The organism is Streptosporangium brasiliense, from assembly GCF_030811595.1.
GTDB lineage: Bacteria > Actinomycetota > Actinomycetes > Streptosporangiales > Streptosporangiaceae > Streptosporangium > Streptosporangium brasiliense.
Genome location: NZ_JAUSRB010000002.1, coordinates 1130357 through 1153362, shown reverse-complemented (window position 1 = coordinate 1153362; position 23006 = coordinate 1130357). Strand labels below are relative to the sequence as shown.

The following is a 23006-nucleotide window of genomic DNA, read 5'->3' as shown; positions in this document are numbered from 1 at the left end:
GCAGCCTCATGGCGACGACCCAGTCGGGGCTGGTCGCCGACCGGCTCACCGAGCTGACCGGCCGGGCCGTCGAGCTCGTCGGCGTCACCACCTTCGGCGACGTCACCAAGGCCAACCTCACCCAGCTCGGCGGGACGGGTGTCTTCGTCAGCGCGCTGCGCGACAAGCTGATCGAGGGCGAGATCGACTTCGCGGTCCACTCGCTGAAGGACCTCCCCACCACGCAGGACCCGCGCGTGGTCATCGCGGCGATCCCGCCGCGCGACGATCCCAGGGACGCCCTGGTCGCCGCGGTCAAGCTGGCCGACCTGCCGCCCGGCGCGAAGATCGGCACGGGGTCCCCGCGCCGGGTCGCCCAGCTCAGGCTGCTCCGGCCCGACCTCGACTACGTCCCGATCCGCGGCAACGCCGACACCCGGATCGGCAAGGTCACCTCCGGTGAGCTGCAGGGTGTCGTGCTGGCCGCCGCCGGGCTCGGACGGCTGGGCCGCGAGGCCGAGATCTCCCAGGTCTTCGACGTGGAGGAGATGCTCCCGGCCCCCGGCCAGGGCGCGCTGGCCGTGGAGTGCCGGGCCGACCGGGCCGACCTCGTCGAGTTCCTGAGCGTGCTCGACGACGCCCGCACCCGCGCCGCGGTGACCGCCGAACGCGCGGTGCTCAACGCCCTGGAGGCGGGGTGCGCCGCTCCCGTGGGTGCGTATTCGGCCGATGACGGGCAAAATCTGATTCTGACCGCCGCTGTCGTCGCCGTCGACGGCAGGCAGGCGGTGCGCAAGTCCACCGCCGGGACCCTTTCGGCGCCGCTGGATCTGGGCCGCGACCTCGCTGCCCAGATGATCGCTGAAGGGGCCGGCACGTTGATAGGGGAGCAAGCACATTGAGCTCCGGAAGTACCACCTTCGAGCGCCCGGCCGGGTTCGTCGCCTTCGTGGGGGCGGGCCCCGGTGACGAGGGCCTGCTCACGCTCCGTGGCGCCGACCTGCTGTCGAAGGCCGATGTCGTCGTGCTCGATCAGGAGGCGTACGGAGCGTTGCTCCGCCACTGCAGAGAGAACGTCGAAGTCGTCGACGCGGCCGAGGAGGGCGCGGTCTCGCTGAGGGCCGTGGCGGAGGCCAAGGGCGGGCGCGGCGTCGTACGGCTCTGCGCCGGCGATCCGATGTTCTTCTCCTCGATCACCGAGGAGGTCGCGGCCTGCACCAAGGCGGAGGTGGACTTCGAGATCGTGCCGGGCGTGCCCCCGGCGACGGCGGTGCTCACCTACGCGGGCATCCCCGCCGCGGTGGCGGTGCCGGAGTTCCGGGTCGTGGACGCGGCCCAGGTCGACGACTGGTCCGCCCACGCCATGGGTGCGGGCACCCTGGTGATCTACAACGGCGTCTCGGCGGCGGTCGCGATCGGCAAGGCGCTGATCGCCGCGGGCCGTCCCGACTCGACGCCGGTTGCGATCAGCAGCGCGGGCACCACCACCGAGCAGTACACCGTGGTGACCACGCTCGGCCGGATGGCGCCCGACCTCAAGCACGCCGGGATGACCGAGCCCGCGCTGATCGTGGTCGGCGAGGCCGTCGCCATGCGCGACCGGCTGTCGTGGTTCGAGACCAAGCCGCTGTTCGGCTGGCGGGTGCTCGTGCCCCGGACCAAGGAGCAGTCGGCCGCGCTGGTCGAGCAGCTGCATTCCTACGGCGCGGTGCCGGAGGAGGTCCCCACGATCTCCGTCGAGCCGCCGCGCACCCCGCAGCAGATGGACCGGGCGATCAAGGGCCTGGTCACCGGCCGCTACGAATGGGTGGCCTTCACCAGCGCGAACGCGGTCAAGGCCGTGCGCGAGAAGTTCGAGGAGTACGGCCTGGACGCCCGCGCGTTCGCCGGGCTCAAGGTCGCGGCCGTGGGCGAGGCGACCTCCCGCGCGCTGGTGCAGTTCGGCGTCAAGCCGGACCTGATGCCCTCGGGCGAGCAGTCGTCGGAGGGCCTGCTGGCCGAGTGGCCGCCCTACGACTCGATGCTCGACCCGATCAACCGGGTGCTGCTGCCCCGGGCCGACATCGCGACCGAGACGCTGGTCGCCGGGCTGACCGAGCTCGGCTGGGAGTGCGACGACGTGACCGCCTACCGGACCGTCCGCGCGGCGCCGCCGCCGGCGCCGATCCGGGAGGCCATCAAGGGCGGCGGGTTCGACGCGGTGCTGTTCACCTCGTCGAGCACCGTGCGCAACCTGGTGGGCATCGCGGGCAAGCCGCACAACGTCACGGTCATCGCGGTGATCGGGCCGCAGACCGCCAAGACGGCCGAGGAGTTCGGGCTCCGCGTCGATGTGATGGCCGACAAGCCATCGGCTTCCGCCCTCGCGGCCGCGCTGGCCGAGTATGGTGCGAAGCAGCGGCAGGCCGCGCTCGCGGCCGGAGACGTCCCCCGCAGGCCCTCACAGACCCGGCGGGGAGCCCGGCGCCGCGCCAAGTAATCTGGAACCGTCGCGGACGCCCGCCGGACGAGGCGTCCGTGACGGTTCCCGTGAGCTCAGCGAGCCACATCCGAACACGGTCCCCCGGTTCCTGATCCCCTATGGCCGGGGGAGAGGGAGAGACCATGACCGCCCAGTTCCCCGTAGCGCGTCCGCGCAGGCTCCGCCGTACGGCGACGATGCGCCGGATGGTCGCCGGCACCAGACTGCACCCGGCGGAGCTGGTGCTGCCGATGTTCGTCAAGGAGGGCATCGACGAGCCGAACCCGATCGGCTCGATGCCCGGAGTGTTCCAGCACACCCGTGACTCACTGCGCAAGGCCGCCCACGAGGCGGCCGAGGCGGGGGTCGGCGCGCTGATCCTGTTCGGCGTCCCCGCGGTGAAGGACGCCCGCGGGTCGGCCGCCGACGACCCGGACGGGATCGTCCAGCAGGCCGTCGCCGACCTGGTCGCCGACGTGGGCGACGCGATGGTCGTGATGACCGACACCTGCCTGGACGAGTTCACCGACCACGGGCACTGCGGCATCCTGACGCCTGACGGCGAGGTCGACAACGACGCCACCCTGGAGCGCTACGCCGCCGCCGCGGTCTCCCAGGCCCGCGCCGGATCACAGGTCATCGCGCCCAGCGGGATGATGGACGGCCAGGTCGCCGCGATCCGCGCGGCGCTGGACGGCGACGGCTTCGAGCAGATCCCGATCCTCGCCTACTCGGCGAAGTACGCCTCGGCCTTCTACGGGCCGTTCCGGGAGGCGGCCGAGTGCGCGCCGCAGTTCGGCGACCGCAACGCCTACCAGCAGGACGCGGCCGGGCCGGTCGGCGAGGCGCTGCGCGAGGTGCGGCTGGACCTCGACGAGGGCGCCGACGGCGTGATGGTCAAGCCCGCGCTGGCCTACCTCGACATCCTGCGCCAGGTGCGCGACGCGGTCGACGTGCCGGTGGCCGCCTACCAGGTCAGCGGGGAGTACGCCATGGTCGAGGCCGCGGCGGCGAACGGCTGGATCGACCGGGACCGGGTGATCATGGAGTCACTGATCGCGATCCGCCGGGCCGGCGCCGACATGATCCTCACCTACTGGGCGACCGAGGTGGCCAAGAAGCTCCACTGAGACCAGCGGCACATAGCGAGAACTGGGGGTTTGCCGCTTGCTCGGGTGGTCTGTGCGTTAGAGTGCGGATACCGGTGCGGATGTGTCCCAGGTGGTGTGAGCCCTGGCTGTCTGACTTCCCTTGCTGACCAGAACGTGGCTACGCCATCGCATCCGAGGGCATCCGGGCGGGCGGACGACGGAGGACACAATGGTGGGGGTACCGCTGACTCGTCGTGGCAGGCGACGTGCTCATCCGAAGCAGATGATCGGCTCCGTGCTGGAGTACGCCGCCCTTGGCTGGGCGAGCTGTCCCGGCGCGCGGCCGCTGCAGGGCGGTCCCCGCGCCTGCTCCTGTGACCGCGTCGGCTGTCCCGACCCGGGCGCGCACCCGCTCTCGCGGGCCTGGCAGATGCAGGCCACGGCCGACCCGGCCCTGCTCAGCCACTGGTGGCAGCGCGACCCGGAGGCGAATGTGATCCTCCCCACGGGCCGCGTCTTCGACGTGTTCGACGTACCGGCCGCCGCCGGGCTCACCGCCCTCGCGAGCATGGACTCCGCCGGATCCGCAACGGGCCCGGTCGCCGCCAACGGCGACCGGGTCCTTTTCTATGTGGCCACCCGCAACATCGCCGAGGACGAGGACGAATGGTGGTCCTGCCCTCTCGACTTCGGCCCGGCGACCATCGACGAGATGCCCGGCCTGCGCTGGCACTGCCGCGACAGCTACGTCCTCGCCCCGCCCTCGACCCTGCCGGCCGGCAGGGCGACGTCATGGCTGCGCCCTCCGGACGGCCGTCCGCTGCCCGACCCGCTCCGCGTCCTCGACACGCTCGCCGACGTCTGCGAGTGAGCCCCGCCCCGGTCGGCCCCGCTCCGGTCGGCCCCGCTCCGGTCGGCCCTGCCCCGGTGAAGCCCGCCTCAGTGAGTTCCGCCTTGCTGGGCCCCGTCGCCCGCGCCCGTTGACGGGCCAGGCCGGGGGGAGCCGCCCAGGCCGGCCTCGCGGGCCCGGACGATGGCCTGGGCGCGGTCGGCCACCTGCAGCTTCATGAAGATGTTGGAGATGTGGTTGCGCACGGTCTTGCCGGACAGGAAGAGGATCCCGGCGATCTCGCTGTTCCCCCGGCCTTGGGCGACCAACTGGAGCACCTCCCGCTCCCGCTCGGTGAGCTCGGGGAAGGCGGTGCGCGACGGGTCGGGCATGCCGGTGAAGTAGGCCAGGACCCGGCGGGCGATCTCGGGGCCGTAGATGGCCTCGCCCGCGGCGACGGCGCGCACGGCGCGGCCGATCTCCTCGGCGCCGGCCTCCTTCAGCAGGTAGCCGCGCGCACCGGCGCGCATGGCGGCGAACACCGAGTCGTCGTCCCGGAACATGGTCAGCACCAGCACCCCGATCCGCGGGCTGGTCCTGGTGATCGTCCGGGTCGCCTCGACGCCGTTCCCACCGGGCATCTGCAGGTCCATCACGACCACGTCCGGCTGGAGCTCGGCGGCCAGCGCCACCGCCTCCTGCCCGCCGCCGGCCTCCCCGACGACCTCGATGTCCATGGCCGCAAGCAGACCGCGCAGGCCCCGCCGGAAGACCGGGTGGTCGTCCACGATCAGCACGGTGATCATCCGGCCCCCTCCGTCGGCAGTCTGGCGGTCACCTCCGTGCCGCCGCCCGGCCTGCGGCCGATCACACAGCAGCCTCCCACCTCGGCCGCCCGCTCGCGCATCGAGGTCAGCCCGACGCCCGCGGCCGGATTCTCGGGCAGGCCGATCCCGTCGTCGGTCACCTCCACCCGCAGCTCGCCCGGGAGCCTGCGCAGCCGGAGGAGGATCGTGGCCGGCCCGGCGTGGCGGCGGGCGTTGGTGAGCGCCTCCTGGGTGATGCGGTAGGCGGCGACCTCGACGGCGGCGGGCAGGTCGTCCAGCGGGCCGTCGACCGTCACCGCGCCCTCCCCGGCGCAGGCCCGCAGCGCGCCCTCCAGGCCCAGGTCGTCCAGCGCGGGCGGGCGCAGGCCGTACACCAACTCGCGGACCGACGCGATCGTCGCGGTCATCTCCTCGCGGACCCGGACCAGCAGCTTCTCGACGGCCCGCGGGTCGGCCTCCAGCCGCCTGCGCGCCTCGTCGATGGTGAGCGTGACGCTGGTCAGCGCCGGGCCGAGTCCGTCGTGCAGCTCCCGGCCCAGCCTGCGGCGCTCCTCGTCGCGGGTGGTGAGGATGCGCTCCCGGGAGCGGTGCAGGTCGGCGGTGAGCCGTACGGCGTGCGCCAGTTCGGCCAGGTGCCGGGCCAGCACCGCCATCGGCTCGCGGCCCGGCCGGACCCCCGCCACCAGCAGGGTCCCCACCCGCTCGGCGTGCCAGAGCAGCGGCACCTCCTGGGTCTGCGGCCGCAGTTCCCCGTCGGTGAACACGCGCGCCGCCCCGCCCTGCCCGGTGCGGACCTCGACGCGGACCCCGCTCGCGCCCAGCGCCCCGCGGATCACCGCCACGGCCTCGCCGAGCGCCGCCGCCGGGTCCCGCGCCCCCTGCCCGGTACGGCCCAGCAGGTCGGCGACCCGGTAGGGGTCGCGCTCGACGGCGAACACCCGGTCCACCGCCCGTTGCAGGCGCAGCCGCGCCGGGTGGAAGATGCCGCCCACGGCCAGTGCCGCGACCGCCCCCGCGACCGGGCCCAGGCCGCTGGCCAGGGCGTTGGCCAGCCAGATCAGCCCGAAGTAGACCCCTCCGGTGATCGCGACCAGGCAGCCGTAGACCAGCGTCCGGTTGGCCACGACGTCGATGCCGTAGAGGCGGTAGCGCAGCACCGCCGCGATGATCGACAGGGGGACCACGGCGATGAAGACGGTCTCCAGGGTGGCCAGCAGCCAGGAGCCGGTCACCACCCGGAGGATCCAGGAGACCAGGACCACCGCCAGCGCGCCGGTGTACCAGCCGATCTGGCGCCGGAGCTCGGCGTCGCCCGCCCGGTAGCGGAAGGCCAGCGACAGCACGCCGAGCGCGGTGAGCGCCATCATCGGGCCGCCGATCCACGCCTCCACGGCCGGCGAGATGTCACGCAGCGCCTCGACGCCGAACGGGTTCGCGATCGGGAGCTGGCTCTCGAACCCCGGATCCGGGGCCAGTCCCAGGAACAGGGAGTGCCCGGCCATGAGGACCAGGTTGGCGTACAGGACCGGCCGCCAGCGCCGGGAGGGCAGCCGGCCGTCGGGGAACAGCAGCGGCAGCAGCGAGATGTACACCGGCACGTACCACAGCCACAGCCACAGGCCCAGCCACATGAGGTAGGGGGTGATCCCCCCGGGGTCGGTGAGGTAGCGCCAGTGGGCGCCGCTGTAGGCCAGGTAGTAGAGGCTGCCGACGATCCCGCTGGCCCACAGCATCCACGGGACGGGCAGCCGGGGCCGGCGCGTGATGAGGAACGCGCCGGCGGCGGGGAAGAGGATGACGGTCGGGTCCATGGTGACGAAGCGGTCGGTCCAGGTCGAGGCGCTCAGCTCCACCATCCGGACCGCCAGGAGGTTGCCCACCGGCGCCAGCACCGCGCCGGTCCAGACGAGGACGGCCAGCGCCGTCCGCCGCCCCCCACCCGCGATCCCCGCGCCTCCGGGGGAGACCGCCGTGTCCCTGGGCGAGGCCGCCGTGTCCGCGTCTGAGGGGGAGGTCATGGCGTCTCCGTTCCGAGGGGGAGGCGGACGACGACCTCTGTGCCGCCGCCGGGACGTGGCCTGACCGTGCACGATCCGCCCGCCTCCGCCGCCCGCTCGCGCATGGACGCCAGGCCCACGCCGCCGCGGATCCGTCCGGGCAGTCCGATGCCGTCGTCGGCGACCGACAGGCGCAGCTCCCTTGACAGGCGTGGCCCCTTGTCCTCCGCCCCGTCCCCGGCCTCGGCCCCCCCGGCGTGCTCCGCCCCGGCCGGGAGCAGCTCGGCCCGTACCAGGGCGGTGGTGGCCTGGGCGTGGCGGCGGACGTTGGTGAGCGCCTCCTGGGCGATCCGGTAGGCGGCCGTCTCCACCGCCGGGGGCAGCTCGCCCAGCGGGCCGGTCACCGCGACGTCCACCCGTGGCCCCGGTGCGTCGGCCAGCGAGCGCAGCGAGCCGGTCAGCCCGAGGTCGTCCAGCGCGGGCGGGCGCAGGCCGTACACCAGGTCCCTGACATCGATGATCGCGACGCCGAGCTGGTCGCGCACCCGGATCAGCAGCCGCTCCACGGCCTCGGGATCCCGCTCCAGCCGGAGCCTGGCCTCGTCCACGGTCATCGCCAGGCTGGCCAGTGTCGGCCCCAGCCCGTCGTGCAGGTCGCGGCGGAGCCTGCGCCGCTCCTCTTCCCGGGTGGTGAGGATGCGCTCCCTGGAGCGCCGCAGGTCGGCGGTGAGCCGTACGGCGTGCGCCAGCTCGGCCAGGTGCCGGGCCAGCACCTCCAGCAGGTCCGGCGCGGTGTCGGGACCGCTGCTGAGCAGCCGCCCCACCGGCTCCCCGTGCCAGACCAGCGGGGTCTCGACCGGCCGCTCGCCCAGCTCGCCGTCGTGGACGGTCGCGGCGTGTCCGCCGTGGACCTCGACGGCGACGCCGTCGGCGTGGAGCGCCCGGCGGACCAGTGCCGCGGCGGTGGCCAGTCCCTGGGCGGGGTCGACGGTCTCCTGAAGGGTGCGGCTCAGCCGGTCGGCGACCCGGTAGGGGTCGCGCTCGACCCGGAACAACCGGTCCACCGCCCGCTGCAGGCGCAGCCGCGCCGGGTGGAAGACCGCGCCCGCGGCCAGCGCCGCGACCAGCCCGGCCACCGGGTCCCGGCCGCCGGACAGCGTGCCGGCCAGCCAGGTCAGCCCGGAGTAGATCCCGCCGGTGACCGCCGCCAGCGCGCCGTAGACCAGGACGCGGTTGAGTATCACGTGGACGCCGGGCGGCCGGTTGGCCGGGCGCCGGGCAGGGGGTGTCGTCACTGCCATGACCGAAGGATCCCGCACCCCATGTCCCGCTGTCCCGGGGCAGATGTCCCGTTCTGAGATGGATTCCGGGAAGTCGCCGGGGTCGGGCACGCCCGCGTGAGCCTGAAGGAGAACGGGGCCTCCGATCGCCGCCCCGGAGCCTTCAGCGGGAGACGCGGCCCACCCTGCCCGTACCGGCCAACCGGATCACCGGCTCCGGCGGAAGCTGTCCTGTCGGTGACCATCGAGGAGATGCCAGCTCGATCGGCTCGCCGACCTCTGCGGCTAAGCCGCATTCCAGAAGTTCCGCTTGTAACCGGCCGGGAGCCAGGGCTGGTCCACGGAGCGGCCTCACACCCGGTCACGCGCAGAACTTTTGGATAGGCACTTAGCTCACATCACTGGGAAGTGTGATGTTTGACACACGTCAACATTCTTGCCGTCTCTGGGTCAAGATGGATTGGCCGACTGTCGGCCACATTGTTCTGCCGAATGCTCCGTAATATGCACGCAAGCCTGAAGCGGGCTGCTGAAGGCCTCGCGGATGTTCTGGTCACCGCGAGTGCCGCCGAGTCGTGATGGACGCTGAATTTGATAGAGGCGGAAGGTCGGTGCGCTGATCGTCAAAGGGCGGGCCCGCCATCGAGCGGGCCCGCTCTCCGCAAGGTGAAGCAGTCGGAGAGGTTGTCGGTGGAGTTCGTATTCGAGGTAGAGGGCCTGGTGCAGGGATATGGTTCCCGTCGGGTGATCTCAGGTCTTTCCATGAAAGCCACCCGAGGCGCGGTGGGACTCCTGGGGCCGAACGGTGCGGGAAAGACAACTTTGCTGCGCACCCTGGCTACAGTGACGCCCCCCGGCGAGGGAACGATCCGGGTCTTCGGCCGAGAGTTGCGTGGCGATGCGGACGTGCGGGAAGCGCGGCGGGCAATCGGCTATCTACCACAGGATTTCGGCTACCACCCGGGATTCTCGGTGTACGAATTCGTGCGCTACTGCGCTTGGTTGAGAATGGTGCCGGATCGTACGGCAGGCAAGGCCGCGCTACGAGCGCTTGATCAGGTGGGCCTTGCGGACATGCGATCCCGGAAGATGAAGGAACTCTCCGGAGGCATGCTCCGCAGGGTAGGCATCGCCCAGGCCATCGTCGGTGACGTGAAGCTCGTTCTGCTGGATGAGCCAACGGTAGGGCTGGATCCCGAACAGCGACTGGAGTTCCGCGACCTTATCCGTGAAATCTCTTCGGAGGCGGCGGTCGTTCTCAGTACCCACCTGGTGGAGGACGTGGCTGCGGCGTGCAGCACCCTGCACGTCGTTCGCGATGGCACCGTGGTCTTCTCCGGAACGCCTCGGCAACTCGCCGACTGCGCGGCGCCGGATGGCCGAGGAGACACTCCGTTGGAGCGCGGCTACACCACTGCGCTTCGGGCGCCGGCGGTGACGACGTGAGTGGCACGGTCAATGGGCACTGCGGCCTTCCGATATGGCGCCTGGCGACCGAGGAGGGCACATGCGCTGGATGATCTGGGTGGAGTTGCGCCGTTCATCAGCTAAATGGGCATTTCTTCTCCTCCTCGCCCTGGGGGGCGGGTTGATGACGGTATGGGGCCAAGGGTGGTACCTGGTCTGGCCGGAGGCCAGTGTGATGGCGGCCAACGCCGCGACGTATTTCGCCGCGGCTGTCCTGGCCGGAATGGCCGCGTGGTCAGCGCAGCGCGATGTGCGGCAGGCGATGCGAGACCAGTTGACCGTGGTCGCCCGCCGCTCTTGGCAGGTCGAAGGTGCTCATCTGTCAGCGACCCTGATCTACGCTTGGTCGGGTATCGCGGTTTTCGCCGTGGTGGCAGCCGTGGTGGCAGCCGGTCCAGCTGGAGCAGGGTTTCTCTGGACCTCTTATCTGTTGCTGGTGTTCACGACGCTCACCGTATGCGTGGCGAGCGGTCATGTGGCGGGGCGCCTCTGGCCGTCACGGATTACCCCACCCCTCACGGCGGTGACCGTGCTCGTGATTCAGTTCCTGACCCCGACGAACGCTCCGTTTGACTTTTCGGTGGTCACCGGTCCGGCCCGCCTGGAGCTGAGCACCGGTGTGCTTGTGGCGCGCTGTTTTTTCGCCCTCGGCATCGTTGCTCTGGCGGTGTTGACGCCTTCCATGAAGTCTCGGACGGAGTCGTCACGGACACGGCCCTTGGTGCTGCTGGCAAGTGTGGTTGGGTTATTGGGATGGGTTGTCCTTTCCGGTCCTTTGCAGGTCGCCCGTACCCCTCCGGTGAAGCCGTTGTGCGCAAAACCTGGGGCTGGGGTGCCGACTGTCTGCCTCTGGCCGGAGAACCATGCCTACCTCGGTGCCGCCTCGGAGGCTGCCCGGCGAATCTCGGACGCCGCAGGAGACGCCATCCCCCTTCCGAAGGCGTACTACGACGGCGGACTGAAGCCGGATGGTGGCGGATACCCGTACTTCACCGCGTTGCCGGAGGTGGAGGCGATCAGCGCCAGCATGGCCCTCTCGGGCTTCCTCCCCCCGGGGAAATGTCCGGACGCCAGTGACGCCGCGATGGCGGCGAGATATGACATCGGGGGGAGAGTCTGGGTCTGGCACGCCGCAGTGGCGAAGGGGGCAAACCGGGTCAGCGATGACGATTCCTTCATCCTCCCGCCTGAGGTGGCCAGGGAAGTGGACACTGTTCTCGCCAAGCCCAGAGCTGAACAGCTCGCATGGGTCAAGAACCAGGTCAAGCGGACGTGGGCAGGCTGCGATGGCTGATGATTTCAGCGCCCTGCGGTCCTTCGTGGAGACCCGTAGGCTCCGGCCGGCGCTCGGTGCCTTGCTTGCGCTCTCTGTCGCAGCAGGACTCTGGGGGCGGCTGGACATGACCTTCCCCCAGGCGTTCGGTCATCTCCTCACGCCTGTGCCAGTCGCGGTGTTGATGCCTATTCCCTTCGCCTGTGTCGTCGTCGTAAGTTTGCACAGCACGATGGCCGGATTCGAGGCGGGGGCCGCTCGTCAGGTGCGCCGTATCGACGTGGGGCAGTTGGGAACTCTGGCCGTTATTTCCGCGATCGGGTTGATTGCCGGTCTGTGGCTGACTGGAACAGCGGAAACCGTGCCTGCGGCCTTGCGGAACTTGCTGTGGTGGCTCGGCATCGCTTGTCTGTCGGGATGGGGGTTCGGTAGACGGCTCGCTTGGGTGCTTCCCTTGGCCATAGCCGTGCCGGTCTATGTCTTCGGCGTTGTCGATGGGGAGGTCTCACCATGGGCGATTCCCAAATTGGAGGTGAACGTCCCCCACTCCTGGGTGGTGTCGGGATCCGTCCTTTTGCTCGGCTTCACGGTTCTGTTCCTGGAGCGGCGTTGGAGAGTGCCGCGCTGAGCCGAAGGGTCGTCGTTCGGTCATGAGGGTGATATCGCGGTAGGTGAAGCCCCTGTTTGTTTGTACGGGCCCCGCCTGGAGGGTGGATCTTGACCGCGAATCCTCTCGTGTCGACGGGGCGGGGCCTTGGCGGAATCTCCTTCTTCCGTGGCTACCCTGGAGGGCGTGAGCCGTACTGAGAACTCCGAGGAACTGTTCGCCCGCGCCCGTGAGATCGTTCCGGGAGGTGTCAACTCCCCGGTCCGCGCCTTCGGAGCCGTCGGCGGCACACCCCGCTTCATGGCCTCCGGCCAGGGCCCCTACATCACCGACGTCGACGGCAACCGTTACGTGGACCTGGTCTGCTCCTGGGGGCCGATGATCCTCGGGCACCGCCACCCGGCCGTGGTCGAGGCGCTGCAGGAGGCCCTCGCGGCGGGCACCTCGTTCGGCACGGCGACGCCCGGCGAGGTCGAACTGGCCGAGGAGATCGTCGCCCGGGTGGAGCCGGTGGAGAAGGTCCGCCTGGTCAGCTCCGGCACCGAGGCCACCATGTCCGCCGTACGGCTGGCCCGCGGCTTCACCGGCCGGTCCAAGGTCGTCAAGTTCGCCGGCTGCTACCACGGCCACGTCGACGCCCTGCTCGCCTCCGCCGGGTCCGGCCTGGTCACCTTCGGCCTGCCCGACACCCCCGGCGTGACCGGCGCCTCGGCGGCCGACACCGTGGTGCTGCCCTACAACTCGATCGAGGCGGTGACGGAGGCGTTCCAGACCTTCGGCGCCGAGATCGCGTGCGTGATCACCGAGGCGTGCCCGGCCAACATGGGCGTCGTCCCGCCGCTCGACGGGTTCAACGCCAAGCTCCGCGAGCTCTGCACCGCGCACGGCGCCCTGCTGATCATCGACGAGGTGCTCACCGGTTTCCGGGTCTCGGAGGCCGGATGGTACGGACTGGACCCGGTGGACGCCGACCTGATGACCTTCGGCAAGGTCATGGGCGGCGGCCTGCCCGCCGCCGCGTTCGGCGGACGCGCCGACGTGATGGCCAACCTCGCCCCCGAGGGCCCGGTCTACCAGGCCGGCACCCTGTCCGGTAACCCGCTGGCCTGCGCCGCGGGCCTGGCCACCCTGCGCGCCTGCGACGACGAGGTCTACGACCGGGTCGACGCCGCCGCCCTGGTCATCGGCCGCGCCGCCGCCGACGCCCTGGCCGCCGCCGGAGTGCCGCACCGCCTGCAGCGCGCCGGCAGCCTGTTCTCCGTCTTCTTCACCGACGAGCAGGTCACCGACTTCGCCGGAGCCCAGAGGCAGAACACCGCCGCCTACCGGGCGTTCTTCCACGCCATGCTCGACCAGGGCGTCTACCTGCCCCCGTCGGCCTACGAGGCGTGGTTCCTGTCGGCCGCCCACGACGACGAGGCACTGTCCCGCATCGCCGAGGCACTCCCGCTCGCCGCCAAGGCCGCCGCCCAGGCCTCCTAGCGGGGCAGCTTGTCCAGGTCGATGTCGAGGGGGAAGGGGACCGGGACGGTCAGCCGTCCGTGGTGGATGCCGGTCAGGCCGTAGGCGCCGGTGGCGGGGTCGAGCTCGTAGACGTAGACGACGGGGCTGCCGTCGTTGTTCTCGACCCGCCAGAAGTGCGCGATCCCGGCCTCGGCGTAGCGGAACGGCTTGGTCTTGCGGTCCCGGTCCTCGGACTCGGGGGAGACCACCTCGATGACGAGGTGGACCTCGTCAGGGGTGTAGAAGGTCCGGTCGTCGTCGTCGGCCGCCGCCGTGTCGACGATGACGACGTCAGGACAGGGCCGCATCCGGTGGCCGAGCTTGACGTCCATCTGATCAACCGCTGACAGTCGCTCCGGCGTCTGGATGTCGAGCGCCTCGGTGAGCCGGCGGATCATGCGCTGGTGGAAGCGCTTCTGGGGGGACATGAAGACGAGAGCTCCATCGATCAGTTCGACGTGCTTGAAGAAGTCGGGCTCGCCGTTCGGCCCCTCTGCCGGGAGGCGATCGAGGTCGTCGGCGGTCCATCCCCACGGGGGTGGGGACGGCCAGTAGTCAAGAGCGCTACTCACGTCGGTCACCGTAACATCGTCTCCGTCACCGGGTGTGTTCATTCAGATCATCTCCGTTGCCCTCAGTTCATTCTCTCCTGCTTCCGCCGCCGACGGCAGGGGTGTGCCTCTTCTCAAGGGGGCGAGTCGCGATCTGCATTTGAACACTATGTTTGCTTCAAATTGTTGACAACATAATATTGGGCAATCATGCTGGGCGTATGAACGCCGAATCCGATCAGACGTCCGACCCCTTCACCCCGCCCGACCCCGCTCAGGCGCGGGCGCACCGGGTGTACGCCTCGCTGATGCGCATCGCCGAGCGGCACGCGGCCACCGAGGCGCAGCGTTCCCGGCAGGTCCATCCCGACGTTCTCGGCCCGCACGAGGCCATCAGGCTCGTGTCCTTCCTCGCGGGGGGCAGCGCGGTGCGGGAGGAGACCGAGCCGGAGGTGGACGGCGCCGACATCACCGCCGCCCTGACCCTCATCCCGCTGGCGCGCGCGGAGATGGACCAGCTGGAGGCCGGGCTCCTGCTGATGGCGCGGGGCCGTGGCCTCACCTGGCAGGAGATCGCCTTCGGCCTCGGCCTGGGCACCTCCCAGGCCGCCAGGCAGCGCTACGAACGGCTGGCCGGCCGGGTGGCCGCCGAGACGGACCGGTAGCGCCCCCGCTCCGCGGCCGGCGGGGCGGGCCTCAGCGCGGCAGCTCGATCTGGTATCTGATGAAGCCGCGGTTCTCGGCGACCTTGTCGTACAGGCGCCGTGCCGTGCTGTTCGACTCGTGGGTGTTCCAGTAGACGCGGCTGCAGCCGCGGATCCGGGCCCGGTCGGTCACGGCCGCGATCAGCGCGCGGGCCACACCCCTGCCGCGCACGGCCGGATCGGTGAACAGGTCCTGCAGGTAGCAGACGTCGGTGTCGGGGGCCGAGGTGCTGGCGTGGACGAGGAAATGCGTGATGCCGACGAGCTCGCCGTCCAGCGTCGCCCCGAGGGCGTGCAGGCGCGTGTCCGCCTGGAACTCCCGCCACGCCCGGTCGTACATCTCCGCCGGCTCGGCCCGCTGGTAGAAGTCGATGTAGGCGCGGAACAGGTCTTCCCAGACGGCCCTGTCGGAGGGCAGGAGCCTGCGGACGTCGATCATGTGGTCTCCCCCTGGATCGCGCGGCCCGGAGGTCCGCGAGGCCGGCTCGCTCCCCGGCGTGGCGGGAGCGTCCTGCCGGCCGGCTGTGACGCGTTCAGGCGCCACAGCCTAGGGACAGGTGGCCTGCCGCCATACGGCCACTTTCCGGGGAAAGCAGGTGACCACTTCGGGCCGGCCCCTGGCGCGGTCCGGGCCGGGACCGTACGGGTCCCGATGCCGGACGGGCGTGTCCGGCCGGGGCGCGTGCGGTCAGCGGGCCGCCGCGTCCGTCCTGGGGCGGTCCGGCGGGGCCTGCGGCCCGCCGTGATCGTGGGGACGCGCGGCCGTTCCGGAGTGGGAGGGGGCGGCGCGGGACGTGCCGCGCGGGCGGCTGCCGGCGTACAGGACGCCGGGGATGATGAGGGCCGCGGCGGCGAGCTCCGCCGGGGAGATCGACTCGCCGGTGACCAGGAACGCCGAGGACATGCCGAAGACGGGGACGAGCAGGCTGTAGGGGGCGACCACGGAGGCGTCGTAGCGCCTGAGCAGGTAGCCCCAGACGCCGAAGCCGCCGAGGGTGGAGATCAGCGCCACGTAGAGCACCGACAGGGTGCCCTCCATCGAGAACTCCAGCCGAGGGACCCCCTCCACCAGCAGGGACAGCCCTAGCATGGGGACGGCCGCCACCGCGCTCAGCCAGACCATGAAGCGGAGCGAGTCCGGAGGGGACGCCTTCCTGACCGCGATGTTGCCCGCGCCCCAGCCCAGCGCGGCGCCGACGACCAGGACGAACGCGCCGACCGGGCCGCCACCGCCCAGGTCCAGGGCGATCAGGGCCAGTCCCGCGAACGCGACGCACATGCCGGTGACGCGGCGGGCGGTGATCCGCTCCTTGAGCAGGGCCACGGCGAGGACCACGGTGAAGACCGCCTGCACCTGGACGACGAGCGAGGTGAGGCCGGCGGGCATACCCGCCCGCATGCCCAGCAGGAGCAGGCCGTACTGCGTGACGCCGAGTGTGGCCCCGGCGATGAGGACCCACCGCCAGGGCACCCGCGGGCCGCCGACGAACAGCAGCGCGGGGAAGGCGGCCAGGGTGAAGCGCAGCGCCACGTACAGCAGCGGTGGGAAGTGCCGGAGCCCCGCCTCCATGACCACGAAGTTGAAGCCCCACACGGCGGCGAGGCCGATGGCCAGGAAGAGATGCCTGGTTCGCATCCACTCATCCTTATTTATAACGATAATTCAGCACAAGCGAGACTTTCTTACCTCGGTCGTTTAGAATCGCTTACATGTTGGATCTCAACCGTCTCAAGGCCCTGCACGCCGTGTCCGTCTACGGATCGGTCGGGGCGGCGGCCGACGCGCTCATGGTGACCCCGTCCGCGGTGTCGCAGCAGCTCGCCAAACTGGAGCGGGAGACCGGCGCGACGCTGCTGGAGCGCAATGGCCGCGGGGTGCGGCTGACCGACGCGGCCGGGCTCCTGGCCGACCACGCCGAGCGCATCCTCGCGCTGGTGGAGACCGCCGAGGCCGACTTCGAGGCGCTGCGCGGGGAGGTCGTGGGGCGGCTGAGCATCGGGGCCTTCCCCACGGCGGCCCGGGGGCTGGTGCCCGCGGCCCTGGTCCACCTGCGGGAGCGCCATCCCGACCTCCGGCTCCAGCTCATCGAACGGGAGCCCGAGCGGCAGATCCGCGAGGTGGCCAGGGGCGAGCTCGACCTCGCGGTCGTCCAGGACTGGACGAACCGGCCGATGGCCGTCCCCGAGGGACTGTCGCGCGCGACGCTCTTCGACGACATCGCCGACGTGATGTTGCCCGAGGCCCATCCGCTGGCCGGCCGCTCCGAGATCGAGCTGGCCGAGCTGTCGGGGGAGCGGTGGATCAGCTCCTCGCCCGGCACGGTCTGCCACGACTGGCTGGTCCACACGCTGCGCTCGGCCGGCCTGGAGCCGGACATCGCCTGCATGGCGGACGAATATCCGACCCAGCTCGCCCTGGTCGCGGCCGAGCAGGGGTGCGCCATCATCCCCCGGCTGGGCCGCGACTCCGTCCCCGCCGGGGTGCGGGTCGTCCCGATCCTGCCGCGCCCGGTCCGCAAGATCTACACGCTCTGGCGGAGCGACGCGGCCCGGCGCCCGGCGATCCGGGCCGCGGTCGAGGCGCTCAGGATCGCCTCCCTGCCTCACCAGCCGGTCGAGCCGGCCGACGGGCGGGCCGCCGGCTGAGGGCGACCGTCACCGCCGGCTAGGGCGATGTCACCACCGGTTGGGGGCGACGGTCACCGCTGGCTGAGGGCGATCGTCACCACGCCGCCGACGATGACGGCGGCGGCGAGCAGCCGGCGGGGCAGGTCGCCCTCGGCCAGCAGCCTGCCACCGAGCACCACCGCGACGAGCACCCCGATCTCCCGCACCGGGGCGACCACGCTGACCGGTGAGAACGTGAACGCGACCAGCACCAGCAGGTAGGAGAGCGGCACCAGCACGGCCGCGCCCAGCACGCGCGTCCGGTGCTCGCGCCAGACCGGCGGGATCAGGCCCCGGCGGCGGGCGGCCAGCGCCGATGGGGCCAGGACGAGGGCCCGGCCGAGCTCGCCGCCGTAGTTGAGCAGGATCGGCGCGACCGCGAAGGCGCTGACGACCTGCTTGTCCCAGACGGTGTAGGCCGCGATGAACACCCCGGTGACCAGCCCGAACCCGATCCCGGCCAGATCCTCGCGGCTGGGCCTGCGGACCGTGCCGAGCAGCAGGACGCCCACGCCGATCAGCAGGATCCCCGCGATTCCGCTCGGGCCCGGCTGCTCGCCCAGCAGCAGCACGGCGACGAGGCTGGCCAGCAGCGGTCCGGTGCCGCGTGCGATCGGGTAGACCACCGACAGGTCGCCGTGGCGGTAACCGCGCTGGAGCAGCAGGAAGTAGCCCAGGTGCAGCGCGGTGCTCACGGCGATCACCCCGGCGCCCGCCCAGGAGAGGCGGTCGCCGGTGAAGGCCAGATAGCCGAGCGCGACCGGGCTCCAGAGCACCGTGGAGGCGGCGGCCACCAGCCAGATGAAGACGATCGAGTCGGCCCCGGCCGCCTGCTTGCTCAGCAGGTTCCAGCTCGCGTGGGCCACGGCCGAGGACAGGACGAGGACCAGCGCGAACAGGCTCAAAGGCGTCCTTTCGAGCACGGGCCCCGGATCCGATCGTCTATGACACTAACCGCCCCCTCATGGCACGGTCAGAACCGCCCCTCCATACGCGCTATCCACCACTACCAGTCGGTAGGCTTGCGACACCATGGCTGAGACCACCGTCGTTCACCTCCTGCGCCACGGTGAGGTGCACAACCCCGCTAACGTCCTGTACGGCAGGCTGCCCGGCTACCACCTGTCGGAGACCGGCAGGCAGATGGCCGAGACGGTCGCCAAGTCGGTCGCCGGGCGCGACGTCGTCGCCCTGTTCTCCTCTCCGCTGGAGCGGGCGCAGGAGACCGCGGCCCCGCTCGCCGCGGCCTTCCAGCTGGAGGTCGCGACCGACGACCGGCTCATCGAGGCCGAGAACATCTTCGAGGGCATCTCGGTCGGCAACGGCGACGGCGTCTTCCGCAGCCCGCGTCACTACCGCTACCTGTGGAACCCGCTCCGCCCCTCCTGGGGGGAGCGCTACACCGACGTGGTCCGGCGGATGAAGGGCGCGATCGACACCGCCCGCGAGGCGGCGCGCGGCCACGAGGCGATCATGGTCAGCCACCAGCTCCCGATCTGGATGATCCGGCTCGCGGCCGAGCGCAGGCGGCTGCCGCACGACCCCCGCCGCCGGCAGTGCGGCCTGGCCAGCCTCACCAGTTTCTCCTTCGAGGGAGACCGGCTGATCAGCGTCGGCTACAGCGAACCCGCGGGCGCGCTCGCCAAGCGCCCCACTGTGCCGGGCGCGTGACCTCGCCGGTAGAGTGACTGCTCTACCGGTTGTAGTACAGGGAGACCCTTCCTCTGATGCGCGCACAATCCTTCGCCGCTGCCGTGCTGCTGCTGACCGTGGCCGGATGCGCCGGTAACCAGGGAACGCAGCCGCAGACCGGGGACACCCGTTTCGTGGCCGGTGACGGCAAGATCACCCTGTTCGAGGCCGCCGACCGCAAGGCCGCCCCCGCCGTCGAGGGGGAGACCCTCGACGGGGGCTCGGTGAACCTGGCCACGCACAAGGGCAAGGTCGTGGTGCTGAATTTCTGGGCCTCCTGGTGCGCGCCCTGCCGGGCCGAGGCCCCGGTGCTCAAGGACATCGCCGCCAAGACCAAGGCCACCGGCGTGGAGTTCCTCGGCATCGACTTCAAGGACCGCAAGGCCGACGCGCTCGCCTTCGAGCGCAGCCAGCAGTCCGGCTACCCCAGCATCTTCGACCAGCCCGGCAAGGTCGCGCTCTCCTTCCAGGGCACGGTCCCCCCGGCGGCGATCCCCTCGACGCTGATCATCGACCGCCAGGGCCGGATCGCCGCCCGGGCGCTCGGCGCGGTCAAATACAACGACCTGCTCAGCGCCGTCACCAAGATCGGCGATGAGAAGTGACCGCGGAGCGGCGGTGGACCCCCGATGAGCGCTGATCTGGTGAACACGGTGGCGAGCGGATCGCTCGCCCTCGCGCTGCCGATCGCGGTGGCGGCCGGCCTGGTCTCCTTCCTGTCGCCCTGCGTGCTGCCGCTGGTGCCCGGCTACCTGTCCTACGTGACCGGGATGAGCGCCGACCCCAAGCGGGGACGCATGGTCGCGGGGATCGCGCTGTTCATCCTCGGCTTCGCCGTGGTGTTCGTGGCGGGCGGGGCGCTCTTCGGCGGGCTCGGCGCGGTGCTGCTCGGCAACGCCGACATCATCACGCGGGTGCTGGGCGCGCTCACCGTCGTGCTGGGCCTGGCCTTCATGGGGGTCGTCCCGGGCCTGCAGCGCGACTTCCGCATCCACCGGCTCCCGGCCGCCGGCCTCGCCGGGGCGCCGCTGCTCGGCGTGGTGTTCGGCCTCGGCTGGACGCCCTGCATCGGGCCCACCCTCGGGGTCGTGCTCACCCTCGGCCTCACCGAGGGCAGCGCCGGCCGCGGCGCGCTGCTGGCCTTCGCCTACGCCCTCGGTCTCGGCCTGCCGTTCCTGGCGGCCGGGCTGGCCTACCGCAAGGCCCTGCACACCTTCAAGGCGGTCCGCCGCCACTCGCAGCTGATCACCCGGGTGGGCGGGGTCATGCTGGTCGCGGTCGGCCTGCTGCTCGTCACCGGGCTCTGGGGCCAGCTCATCGTGACGATGCAGGGGTGGATCGGCGGATTCGAGCCGGTGATCTGATGGAGGAAGTCGAGCGGACCGCGGCGCAGCGGGCGGCGAGCGCAACCAGTCCCGAGCCAACGAGCAGCCGAGCGAGTGCGAGCGTGAACACGACTCTGACCGAGGACAGACCCGACGTACGGCCGGTGGGGCTCGGCCCCGTGGGGTGGGCGCGCTGGTTCTGGCGCACGCTCACCTCGATGAAGACCGCGCTGATCCTGCTGTTCCTGTTCGCCCTGGCCTCGATCCCCGGGTCGATCTGGCCGCAGCGCGGCGTCTCCGACGCCAAGGTCTCCCAATACTTCACCGACAGCCCGACGCTCGCCGAGTGGCTGGACCGGTTCTGGCTGTTCGACGTGTTCAGGGCGCCGTGGTTCGCGGCGATCTACCTGCTGCTGTTCCTGTCGCTGATCGGCTGCGTGCTCCCGCGCACCACGGCCCACCTGCGTGAGCTGCGCAAGAAGCCGCCCACGCCGCCGCGCAACCTGGGCCGGCTGCCCCAGTACGCCTCCTTCGACGGCGACCTGATCGTGGAGGAGGCGGCCGCGCGGCTGCGGGCCAGGCGGTTCCGGGTGACCACGGGCCCCGGCTGGGTCTCGGCCGAGAAGGGCTACCTGCGCGAGACCGGCAACCTCCTCTTCCACGTCGCGCTGCTCGGCCTGCTGGTCGCCGTGGGGGTGGGCGCGCTGTACGGCTACCGCGGCAACGTGCTGGTCGTGGAGGGGGACGGGTTCGCCAACACGGTCGCGGCCTACGACCGCTACATGCCCGGCCAGCAGGTGAACGCCGAGTCGCTGGAGCCGTTCTCCTTCACCGTCGACGACTTCCAGGCCAGCTACATCGCCACGGGCGAGCGGCGCGGGCAGCCCCTGGACTTCGCGGCCGCGCTCAAGGTCACCGACGCCCCCGGAGCGCCCGAGCGCGACTACGTCCTGAAGGTCAACGAGCCGCTGGAGGTCAACGGCACGCAGACCTATCTGATCGACCACGGCTACGCGCCCACCTTCAAGATCACTGACGGCAAGGGGCAGGTCGCCTTCGACGGCCCGGTCCCGTGCCTGGTCGCCCAGCCGGCCAACTTCACCTCCGAGTGCGTGATCAAGGTGCCGGACGCCCAGCCGGAACAGCTCGGTCTCCTGGTGGCCTTCCGGCCGACCACCGTGCCGATGAACGGCGACTGGGTGTCGGTCTTCCCCGGGGCCGCCAACCCCACGGCCCAGGTCTACGGCGCGTTCGCCGGCGACCTGGGCATGAAGGACGGCCGGCCGCAGTCGGTCTACGAGCTCGACCCGACGAGCCTGAAGAAGATGAAGCCGCTGGTCATGAAGGCCGACCCGCTGGCCGTGGGCAAGAAGCTCGACCTGCCCGGCGGCATGGGCTCCATCGAGTTCACCGGCGTCAAGGAGTGGATCGCCCTCCAGATCGCCTACGACCCGGGCCGGATGCCCGCGTTCGTGGCCTCCGCCCTCGCCGTCGTCGGCCTGGTGCTGTCCCTGACCGTCCGCCGCCGCCGGGTGTGGGTACGGTTGAAGGGCGCGCCCACGCCGGCCGGACAGGCGGCGGGCGGGCCGGAGAGGACCGGGGGGCAGGCGGCGCGAGGCCGCGACCATGACCGTGGACACATCGAGGTGGGCGGTCTCACGCGCACCGAAGGCAGCGATTTCAGCGAGGAGTTCGCCGAGATCGTCTCTGTTCTGAACCCAGGAGTTAAGGATGTCCGCTGAGGTCGACGCCGGCCTCGCCCTGTTGAGCGATCAGCTCATCTTGGCGACGGTGCTGCTCTACGTCTTCGCAATGATCGGTTACGCCCTCGACCTCGGCTTCGGCCGGCCCAGGGCCGAGGCCAAGGCCAGGGCCAGGGCGGAGGCCGAACCCGCGCTCGTCACGGTCGGTGGAAGCACGGCCGCCGCCGCCCCGTCCGGTGCCGAGGAGGACCAGGGCCCCGCCGAGAAGGCGCCCGCCGCCTGGACGGTGTGGGCCGGCCCGGTCGCGGTCGGGCTGTCATGGCTCGGCTGGGCGACGAACCTCGGCTCCATCCTCACCCGCGGCCTGGCCGTGGACCGGTGGCCGTGGGGCAACATGTACGAGTTCGTGGTCGCGATGTGCTTCGCGGCGGTGAGCGCGTTCCTGCTCATGAACCTCCGCTACCGGGTCCGTTTCCTCGGCGCGTTCGTCACGGTCGCCGCCGCCCTCGGGCTGGGCTTCGCCGTACGGTATCTGCAGGTGCAGGCCGGTCCGGTGGTGCCCGCGCTCAACTCCTACTGGGTGGCGATCCACGTGTCGGCGGCGATCATCGCCAGCGGGCTGTTCATCATGGCCGGGGTCTCCGGCATCCTCTATCTGGTCAGGAAGGACACCGCGGTCCGCCTGCCGTCGCTGGCGGACCTCGACCGGGTCGCGCACCGGGCCATCGTGATCGCCTTCCCGATCTGGACCTTCGCCGTCATCGCCGGCGCCCTCTGGGCCGACAAGGCCTGGGGCCGCTACTGGGGCTGGGACCCCAAGGAGGTCTGGGCCTTCATCACCTGGATCGCCTACGCCGCCTACCTGCACGCCCGGGCGACCGCCGGCTTCAAGGGCAGGGCCGCCATGATCGTGCAGCTCATCGCCTTCGCCTGCCTGCTGTTCAACCTGGTCGGGGTGAACATCTTCCTCGGCGGCCTGCACTCCTACGCGGAGGTCCCGGGCTGATCGCGGCGCCGCGCGCCGCGGCCGGGTGACCCGGCGGCCGATCC

Annotated in this window: 22 protein-coding genes; 15 read left to right on the top strand and 7 right to left on the bottom strand. The window is 71.3% G+C overall.

Annotation, left to right across the window (positions count from 1 at the left end):
* Positions 1-8: 8 nt before the first annotated feature.
* The 4 genes from hemC to J2S55_RS13795 all read left to right on the top strand — a co-directional run bounded on the left by hemC (position 9) and on the right by J2S55_RS13795 (position 4402).
* Positions 9-881, top strand: coding sequence for a hydroxymethylbilane synthase (gene hemC / locus J2S55_RS13810; RefSeq protein ID WP_370879781.1), 873 nt, complete (start codon positions 9-11; stop codon positions 879-881).
* A complete protein-coding gene (locus J2S55_RS13805) occupies positions 878-2458 on the top strand; it encodes a bifunctional uroporphyrinogen-III C-methyltransferase/uroporphyrinogen-III synthase (protein ID WP_306860490.1) in 1581 nt (526 codons plus the stop codon). The genes hemC and J2S55_RS13805 overlap by 4 nt, the downstream gene beginning before the upstream one ends.
* 125 nt (positions 2459-2583) lie before the next feature.
* The gene (hemB, locus tag J2S55_RS13800) at positions 2584-3570 is read left to right on the top strand and encodes a porphobilinogen synthase (RefSeq protein WP_306860488.1); all 987 of its coding nucleotides are present in this window, start codon (positions 2584-2586) and stop codon (positions 3568-3570) included.
* Between the two features lie 190 nt (positions 3571-3760).
* Positions 3761-4402 carry a bifunctional DNA primase/polymerase gene (locus tag J2S55_RS13795; RefSeq protein ID WP_306860486.1) on the top strand — a complete coding sequence of 214 codons (642 nt, stop codon included), beginning with the start codon at positions 3761-3763 and terminating at the stop codon, positions 4400-4402.
* A 68-nt stretch (positions 4403-4470) separates the two neighbouring features.
* Here J2S55_RS13795 and J2S55_RS13790 read toward each other — a convergent pair whose 3' ends face one another.
* Genes J2S55_RS13790 through J2S55_RS13780 form a run of 3 tightly spaced genes read right to left on the bottom strand, consistent with a single transcriptional unit; the run spans position 4471 to position 8485 of the window.
* Positions 4471-5166: a response regulator transcription factor gene (locus tag J2S55_RS13790; protein WP_306860483.1), complete on the bottom strand. Its 696-nt coding sequence runs from the start codon at positions 5164-5166 to the stop codon at positions 4471-4473.
* Complete coding sequence (locus J2S55_RS13785) at positions 5163-7205, bottom strand: sensor histidine kinase (protein WP_306860481.1); 2043 nt, start codon at positions 7203-7205, stop codon at positions 5163-5165. The genes J2S55_RS13790 and J2S55_RS13785 overlap by 4 nt, the downstream gene beginning before the upstream one ends.
* A complete protein-coding gene (locus tag J2S55_RS13780; RefSeq protein ID WP_306860479.1) occupies positions 7202-8485 on the bottom strand; it encodes a sensor histidine kinase in 1284 nt (427 codons plus the stop codon). The genes J2S55_RS13785 and J2S55_RS13780 overlap by 4 nt, the downstream gene beginning before the upstream one ends.
* A gap of 669 nt (positions 8486-9154) precedes the next feature.
* Here J2S55_RS13780 and J2S55_RS13775 point away from each other — a divergent pair.
* From J2S55_RS13775 to hemL, 4 genes are all read left to right on the top strand, one after another.
* The gene (locus J2S55_RS13775) at positions 9155-9910 is read left to right on the top strand and encodes an ATP-binding cassette domain-containing protein (protein WP_306860477.1); all 756 of its coding nucleotides are present in this window, start codon (positions 9155-9157) and stop codon (positions 9908-9910) included.
* A 61-nt stretch (positions 9911-9971) separates the two neighbouring features.
* Positions 9972-11225: a DUF7224 domain-containing protein gene (locus J2S55_RS13770; protein ID WP_306860475.1), complete on the top strand. Its 1254-nt coding sequence runs from the start codon at positions 9972-9974 to the stop codon at positions 11223-11225.
* Positions 11218-11832, top strand: a complete 615-nt coding sequence (locus tag J2S55_RS13765) for a hypothetical protein (protein WP_306860473.1) — start codon at positions 11218-11220, stop codon at positions 11830-11832. The genes J2S55_RS13770 and J2S55_RS13765 overlap by 8 nt, the downstream gene beginning before the upstream one ends.
* 165 nt (positions 11833-11997) lie before the next feature.
* A complete protein-coding gene (gene hemL / locus J2S55_RS13760; protein WP_306860471.1) occupies positions 11998-13293 on the top strand; it encodes a glutamate-1-semialdehyde 2,1-aminomutase in 1296 nt (431 codons plus the stop codon).
* Here hemL and J2S55_RS13755 read toward each other — a convergent pair.
* Complete coding sequence (locus J2S55_RS13755) at positions 13290-13895, bottom strand: Uma2 family endonuclease (RefSeq protein ID WP_503167701.1); 606 nt, start codon at positions 13893-13895, stop codon at positions 13290-13292. The two genes, hemL and J2S55_RS13755, sit on opposite strands and share 4 nt — an antisense overlap.
* A gap of 191 nt (positions 13896-14086) precedes the next feature.
* On the opposite strand from J2S55_RS13755, the gene J2S55_RS13750 reads away from it, so the two are divergent.
* A complete protein-coding gene (locus J2S55_RS13750; RefSeq protein WP_306860467.1) occupies positions 14087-14530 on the top strand; it encodes a DNA-binding protein in 444 nt (147 codons plus the stop codon).
* Between the two features lie 31 nt (positions 14531-14561).
* Here the strand turns inward: J2S55_RS13750 and J2S55_RS13745 are convergent, their stop codons facing one another.
* Both J2S55_RS13745 and J2S55_RS13740 read right to left on the bottom strand, forming a co-directional pair.
* Positions 14562-15008 carry a GNAT family N-acetyltransferase gene (locus tag J2S55_RS13745; protein WP_306860465.1) on the bottom strand — a complete coding sequence of 149 codons (447 nt, stop codon included), beginning with the start codon at positions 15006-15008 and terminating at the stop codon, positions 14562-14564.
* 249 nt (positions 15009-15257) lie between these two features.
* Positions 15258-16205, bottom strand: a complete 948-nt coding sequence (locus J2S55_RS13740; RefSeq protein ID WP_306860463.1) for an EamA family transporter — start codon at positions 16203-16205, stop codon at positions 15258-15260.
* A gap of 74 nt (positions 16206-16279) precedes the next feature.
* Here J2S55_RS13740 and J2S55_RS13735 point away from each other — a divergent pair, with 74 nt between their 5' ends.
* Positions 16280-17215 carry a LysR family transcriptional regulator gene (locus J2S55_RS13735; RefSeq protein ID WP_306860461.1) on the top strand — a complete coding sequence of 312 codons (936 nt, stop codon included), beginning with the start codon at positions 16280-16282 and terminating at the stop codon, positions 17213-17215.
* Positions 17216-17268: 53 nt separating this feature from the next.
* On the opposite strand, the gene J2S55_RS13730 is transcribed toward J2S55_RS13735, so the two are convergent.
* Positions 17269-18141 carry an EamA family transporter gene (locus tag J2S55_RS13730; RefSeq protein WP_306860459.1) on the bottom strand — a complete coding sequence of 291 codons (873 nt, stop codon included), beginning with the start codon at positions 18139-18141 and terminating at the stop codon, positions 17269-17271.
* Positions 18142-18268: 127 nt separating this feature from the next.
* Here J2S55_RS13730 and J2S55_RS13725 point away from each other — a divergent pair, with 127 nt between their 5' ends.
* The 5 genes from J2S55_RS13725 (at position 18269) to ccsB (ending at position 22962) form a co-directional block, all read left to right on the top strand.
* Entirely contained in the window at positions 18269-18907 is a 639-nt protein-coding gene (locus J2S55_RS13725; protein WP_306860457.1) for a histidine phosphatase family protein, read from the top strand.
* 56 nt (positions 18908-18963) lie between these two features.
* On the top strand, positions 18964-19533 hold the full coding sequence (locus J2S55_RS13720) for a TlpA family protein disulfide reductase (protein ID WP_306860455.1): 570 nt from the start codon (positions 18964-18966) through the stop codon (positions 19531-19533).
* A 24-nt stretch (positions 19534-19557) separates the two neighbouring features.
* Positions 19558-20292 (top strand): cytochrome c biogenesis CcdA family protein, encoded by a 735-nt coding sequence (locus J2S55_RS13715; protein ID WP_306860453.1) that lies wholly within the window; start codon positions 19558-19560, stop codon positions 20290-20292.
* Between the two features lie 83 nt (positions 20293-20375).
* Positions 20376-21995, top strand: coding sequence for a cytochrome c biogenesis protein ResB (gene resB / locus J2S55_RS13710; protein WP_306860451.1), 1620 nt, complete (start codon positions 20376-20378; stop codon positions 21993-21995).
* Complete coding sequence (ccsB, locus tag J2S55_RS13705; RefSeq protein WP_306860449.1) at positions 21985-22962, top strand: c-type cytochrome biogenesis protein CcsB; 978 nt, start codon at positions 21985-21987, stop codon at positions 22960-22962. Before resB ends, ccsB begins: the two co-directional genes overlap by 11 nt.
* The last annotated feature ends 44 nt before the right edge of the window (positions 22963-23006 follow it).